The 5,870-nt window shown below is 47.2% G+C and carries 5 protein-coding genes; 1 reads left to right on the forward strand and 4 read right to left on the reverse strand.

Annotation, left to right across the window (positions count from 1 at the left end; genetic code table 11):
• Positions 1-718: 718 nt before the first annotated feature.
• Both Q0526_RS04610 and Q0526_RS04615 read right to left on the reverse strand, forming a co-directional pair.
• Positions 719-1,993 carry a transcriptional regulator gene (locus Q0526_RS04610; protein ID WP_298731282.1) on the reverse strand — a complete coding sequence of 425 codons (1,275 nt, stop codon included), beginning with the start codon at positions 1,991-1,993 and terminating at the stop codon, positions 719-721.
• On the reverse strand, positions 1,980-2,822 hold the full coding sequence (locus tag Q0526_RS04615; RefSeq protein ID WP_298731283.1) for a DNA adenine methylase: 843 nt from the start codon (positions 2,820-2,822) through the stop codon (positions 1,980-1,982). The genes Q0526_RS04610 and Q0526_RS04615 overlap by 14 nt, the downstream gene beginning before the upstream one ends.
• A gap of 737 nt (positions 2,823-3,559) precedes the next feature.
• Here Q0526_RS04615 and Q0526_RS04620 point away from each other — a divergent pair.
• Complete coding sequence (locus Q0526_RS04620; protein ID WP_298731284.1) at positions 3,560-3,724, forward strand: hypothetical protein; 165 nt, start codon at positions 3,560-3,562, stop codon at positions 3,722-3,724.
• Between the two features lie 653 nt (positions 3,725-4,377).
• Here Q0526_RS04620 and Q0526_RS04625 read toward each other — a convergent pair.
• Positions 4,378-5,325 carry an AEC family transporter gene (locus tag Q0526_RS04625; RefSeq protein ID WP_298731285.1) on the reverse strand — a complete coding sequence of 316 codons (948 nt, stop codon included), beginning with the start codon at positions 5,323-5,325 and terminating at the stop codon, positions 4,378-4,380.
• Between the two features lie 26 nt (positions 5,326-5,351).
• On the reverse strand, positions 5,352-5,870 hold a 519-nt coding region (locus Q0526_RS04630; protein WP_298731286.1), incomplete at its 5' end, for an NAD-binding protein.

The following is a 5,870-nucleotide window of genomic DNA, read 5'->3' on the forward strand; positions in this document are numbered from 1 at the left end:
AAACCATGTCTTCTTTTGTTTGCTTTTCAATTTGCGAAAATTATTGTACCTTATCAAAGTCGCAAAAAGCAAAACAAAACCGCCCTTTCCAAGCGAAAAGAGCGGTTTTTGTGGAGCTGCTATCCGGATTTGAACCGGAGACCTCATCCTTACCAAGTGGTTAAAAGCCCCGAAAGTACTGCTTTCCAGTGCTTTCGGGGCCTTTTTGTTTCAGAGATGCGTGGTCTTTAGAGCTTTCCGCTCCATTGTTTCCATCCGCTCGTTTCCCCGTGTGGGTCACGGTGTGGGTCAAACAACATTAGACAACACGTTGTTACAATGTCGCAAACGGAATCATTACAAAACTTCGCTGCAACGTCTTCCGCCCAAATGCGGTCCAAAATCTTCTACTCGGCAAAGAGAGCACCAACTCTGTGCACCATCAGGGATTTTTGCAGAAACTCTCTTCACGCTTTTCCCAAAGTTTTGTGGATATGAGTAGAAAATATGCTCCTCCCCATCTTCAACAGAACATTTCGGGCAGGACTTTAGCGCCATTTCTTGAGCATATTGTGACTCGTTTAGCGGTCTACCGCAGTGCTTGCAAACCCTGCTCACTGCAATTCCCTCCTCTCATTAGATTAATTACAATTTATACCTATCATTTCCAATTGTCAATGCAATTTCCTTCTGTGAATACAACCACGTGCTCATATGTCAATAGTATAGTATAAATATATCAGCTTTCTTCCACCAATCCTAAAATCCAGTTGAGCCATCCAATAATTGTTGAGGAGCGGCGGTAATATGTGCTATTTGCCTCAACATGGTACAAATTCGATTCTTTCATTATCTGCACAATCGCATTTGCATCTGGCATTTCCCCAGAATTCAAATTTATTTTTAGTGTTTCATTAAAAGCGCGATGTCTGAGAATTGCTGACACAATAGCAAGCTGTCGCTCTTTATATTCCAATTCCATTACGCTTCGTCCTAAATTTGAAAGTTGGAAAGTAATTGCTCCTTCTTCATTCTTCACTTTTTCAATGAAGCCAAGATAACGGCCTGCATCAGTATAGTAATTGGTCTGTCTTTCATCAAAAGCGTATTCGGAGGTGATATCTTGCTTCGTCATAGAACGCCCAGTAAGCAATTCCATCAAATTAACGATCCTCGGCATACTGTTTGCCTGTGGAAATGCAATATCGGGTTCTTCACAAATAGATATATTCTCCAAAACATTTTGAATATCTTCAAGTGAAATTTCAGGTGAAATAATATAATTCTTTTGCTTCACCAAACACAAAGAATTATAGTTCTTAGGATCGGCAAATTCATACTGATATAGATAGAATACGCCATTAGAAAATACCAAAAACACCGACTTAACTTTTTTTGTTATGCGGCTTTCCCAAACACGAAACGGATAATAAAGTTGTCTCACCAAAAAATCATCTGAAATATCATGTTTAGCCTCAAATAGTGAAAGATAATCTATCCCCTCATAGGCAGCATCAATCTCAATTTGAGAATTACTCACTGTTAGGGATTGTTTTCCCCTACCTGTAGCGATATCAAACTCAAAGTTTCCGGAACTCATTCGACCACTCACGGTTGGGACCAGCTCCGTATCTTCAAGAAAATCATTTAAGATTCCACAAGCATTTGCACAATTCAACGCAATAGCTTCACTGACTAAATATTTGGGCATAAGACTCTGTATATGCGCAGGAATTTTGACGGTTTGATAATATTCCGTTGGTGGGTCAAAGGTTTGATAAGCCGAAAACTGGGATATGACATAATCGCCTCGCGTAATAGGTAGAATTGCCAAATTATTCTTGGAAAAGATTTGAGGTAGATTAACCTTATGATCGAATTTGGTCATCAACCTTGGTTCGCGAAATTCTCTAATCTGATTTGCAGAAATGGTAAATATCCCATATTTCGAAATTTCATCTAAAATATGATATTTGTCAAATAAGATTTCCCAAGCAGTATCATTTAGCCCCATAGTTCCGAATCAAAACCTCCTCAATAGCCCCTCGCTTGCTGGCGTCGGAGTTTATTGCTCGTTTTGCATGTACTGTTGCTACGGTATAATCTTTGTATAGTTCTTTGATGAAACTGGTAGCCGAATTCGAAAGCAAAAATTTTACACCGCGTTGAGTAAGAATATCGCAGCATTCTTTCAACCGGATCTGTTCATTTCTATCAAAACCTCCGCTGTTATATCCGGTAAAGCTTGCGGTATCTGACACCGGATCATAAGGAGGATCAAGATAAACAAACCCACCCCTTGGAACGCGCTGAAGAGTCGTCTCAAAGTCTTCACTTAAAAGTTCAATATTATTTTCTGATAAATACTTACTTACAGCGCGCAAAACGGGTGCATTAACAATACTTGGATTTTTATAATGTCCAAATGGAGAATTGAACTCTCCGGAAGCATTTACCCGAAAGAGGCCGTTATAGCAAGTCTTGTTTAAATAAATAACTCTGGACGCTCTTTTAACCTTCGACATGGCCCCATAGCTCTCTTTGTCCCTATCTAAGTCCCTGAGTGCATAAAAATATTCCGAAGTGTTTTCGTGTCTTTGCAGATCCTCAATTAGATCCTCGACGTCATCGCGAATCACTTCATACACTAACATCAAATCTCCATTGAGATCGTTGACGATGGCGCTTTTCGGCTGGTGGCAAAAGAGGACTGCCCCACCGCCTAAAAAAGGTTCACAATAAGTAGTCATTCGTTTGGGAAACAACGGAACAATTTCATCCAAAAGTTGTCTCTTTCCACCGACCCATTTCACAACAGGGGAAACTAATTTGTTTTTTGCCATTGTATCATCCCCTTTCATCCGATGGATGAAGTATAACAGAAATTATCATCTCTGACAAGTTGATGTTCTTTATCCGGCCAACTTTTTCCCATAATTGTACGAATGAGGGACATTCCCAAGCCGGGAATACGATATCTGGACACTCATTGCCACTGTATGTAGTTTTGCTGAGAAGATCGGAAACCGATTCCCGCAAAAGCAATGGAACGGATTTTGGTTGCTCTCCAAGAACCGACAGAGTACAATACAGAACCGCCACGAGTACCCAGTGACAAGATAAATTAGCGTAAGCCACGAGATGGCGACTTGTCCAAACCGATTCGGTGTGAAAAGGAAGCGCAGTAGAGCGAGAAATATGGAGTCTAATAATGAGGAACAAGCGTAAAGCAGGAAACCTCTGTCTGCATAAGGAAATTATATCATCGCCCACCAGGGCAGGGATATTTTCATCATTACTCGATGTGAGCAGTATTGGGGCATCTAATGAGGTGTTAGTATAAGGTACAGATGCTCAATATACACAGTTTCAGGAGCCAGATTGCAGTAGGCTGGTATGGCTGGAGGCGGCTCTTTCGTGTCTCCCCACTTATGCTCTCCGGGATCATCGCGGACAGCTTTCAGTTCAGCGAGGAGGACCTGCGCCGGCGCCGCGCGGAGAGCGTTCGGAATGTGAAACAGACCAACGGGCGTATCTCGTTTGAAAAGCGGGTACGGGAATCCGTGAAGGATGATGACGGATGGCAAGGCTGATCGTCAAAAGTCCGTACATCAAGAGTGTGGCGATGATCACAAATGAGCCGCATCCGAATCCGGATGCGGCTCACTCTGTCGGTAGCGCAAGTTCATGCGCCACCTCAAAATTTGCGTCGCAAAACAAAGAAAGAAAGCCTGTCCGCAATTGATAACTTTCTGAAAATTGTAGTCAGTTTGGGATGGCTATTCCGCAAAGGTTGCGGTAATGTCATATCTGATTCTGCATGCTGAGCCTAACTGGTATACGCCCCATATAAGATTACGGCATCTAACTTAACGCCAAGGATATCCACCACGCCGCTGGTAAGCATCTTCGAGTCATTTGTTTCCATGCCCGCCATGTCTTCTGCCGTTTTCAGCATACCAAATAAGAACGAAGTTTACAACCGAAATAACGCTCCTTATCTGTGAAAAAGCAGGGGATGCCCCCTGCTCATCCTTTTCATGTGCTTTTTTAAAAGATATACGCCTGTTATTTTTTAACATTTTGGAGCAGGCCCTTAATCCTTCATGTAAATGTTAATCCCAGACGGTCACAACGAAAGTTGCATTTCCTTTTTCTACTATGTTGGTCTTTTTTGAATTTTTTTATTTGCAATAGTCTGTGCTATATTATCTATTGCTAAAGTCTCCGCTGAAAGCGCATATTCCTTTGTATATGTGATCTCCGGCACAGCGCAGATGTAAGTCCACAGTGTGAATGCAGTTGAACTGTGGCCAAAAGTGGTGCTGGCAGCACTGCGGACAAAAAGGCCCCTTCAAACGCGGGAGAGTTTGCGTTTGAAGGGGCAGAAAGGGAAGATTAAATCAATGATAAGTTTTTCAGCACTGCCACAAACAGGCAGAGGGTCACGGAGGAAAAAAGGGTGGAGATGGTCACGATGCTGCCGGCCAGCAGGTCGTCCGCGCCGTATTCACCGGCCAGCTGATAGGTGGTGATGGCCGACGGCGCCGCCGTGAACAAGAACACGGGGATCAGTTCCGTCCCACGGAGCCCAAAGCCCCAGATCGCCACCGGCAGGGCCAGCAGAGGCATAATGAGCAGTTTGAAGAGCACCACTGCCCCTGTCAGCCGCCTCTGTCCAGCAGGCACCCGTCCGCCATACAGCTTGACCCCCAGCGTCAGGAAGGCCAGCGGCGAGGCCATGGCCGCGAGACTGGCGGTCAGACTCTCCAGCGGCCCCGGCAGGGCCATATGGAAGGGCCGGAAGGCCAGTCCCAGGAACACGCCCCACAGAACGGGATTTTTCAGGATGCCCTTCAGGAGTTGTGTCCAGCTTCTCTGCTCCCGCCCGGCGTACCAGGCATACATGACTACCGCGGCGATGTTCAGCACCGGCAGGGTCGCCGCCGCGATGGCCGATGCGGCAGCTGCCGCGCCCGCCCCTCCCAGCAGTTGGGAGAACGGGATACCGTACAGGGTGAAATTGCCCCGGTATAAGGATTGGATGACCACCGCGATCTGATTTCTGTCATGGACCAGCCGGGGGATCAGCAGAATACCCGCCAGCAGGGAAACCGCGATGACACCGTAGGCAAAGGCGATGCTGCGCAGGCAGCTGTCCAGCGCCAGCTCTCCCTGGGAGATGCTGCGGAACAGCAGCACCGGGAACAGCAAACGCATACACAGGTGGTCTCCCTCCGCCGCAAAGTGCTCAGAGACCAGCTCCCGTTTTCGCATCAGGCAGCCCAGCAAAAGCAGCAGCGCCACTGGCAGGACCGCCTGCAGGGCATATCGGACAGCTTCCATATTCCATCCACCTCCGTGGGACAGGGTCAGTCGGCGCTTCCCACCGTCACGCCCATTTTGTCTTCGTAATACTTTACCATGGCGATCTGATCCTCGTCAATGTGGCCGTTGTCGTTCATCCAGTCCATCACCTGCAGCACCACGTCGGTCATGGGTGTATCCACACCCAAGTGGTGGGCATAGTGTTTTGCGTTCAGGATGTCCTTGCGGTGGACGGCCACCCGGGCGCCGGGCTCGTAGTCCCGGTGAATGAGCTTGGGAATTTTGTTGTCATAGAGGGGACCTCCGGCGAAGCCGCCGCGAGTGGCCTCGAAGGTGGTTTGGAGGTCAATGCCCGCCTTGGCGGCGAAGGCATAGCCCTCGGCCATGGCCACCAGGTAGGCGCCGGCCACCATGTTGTTCACCAGCTTGGTGACGCTGCCGCTGGCGGGGCCGCCCACGTACACAGGGGTGCCCATGCACTCCAGCAGGGGCTTCACTTCCTCAAAAGCCTCCTTGTCACCGCCTGTCATAATGGCCAGCGTACCGGCAATGGCCATGGGATT

The sequence above is a fragment of the uncultured Subdoligranulum sp. genome (assembly GCF_937890665.1).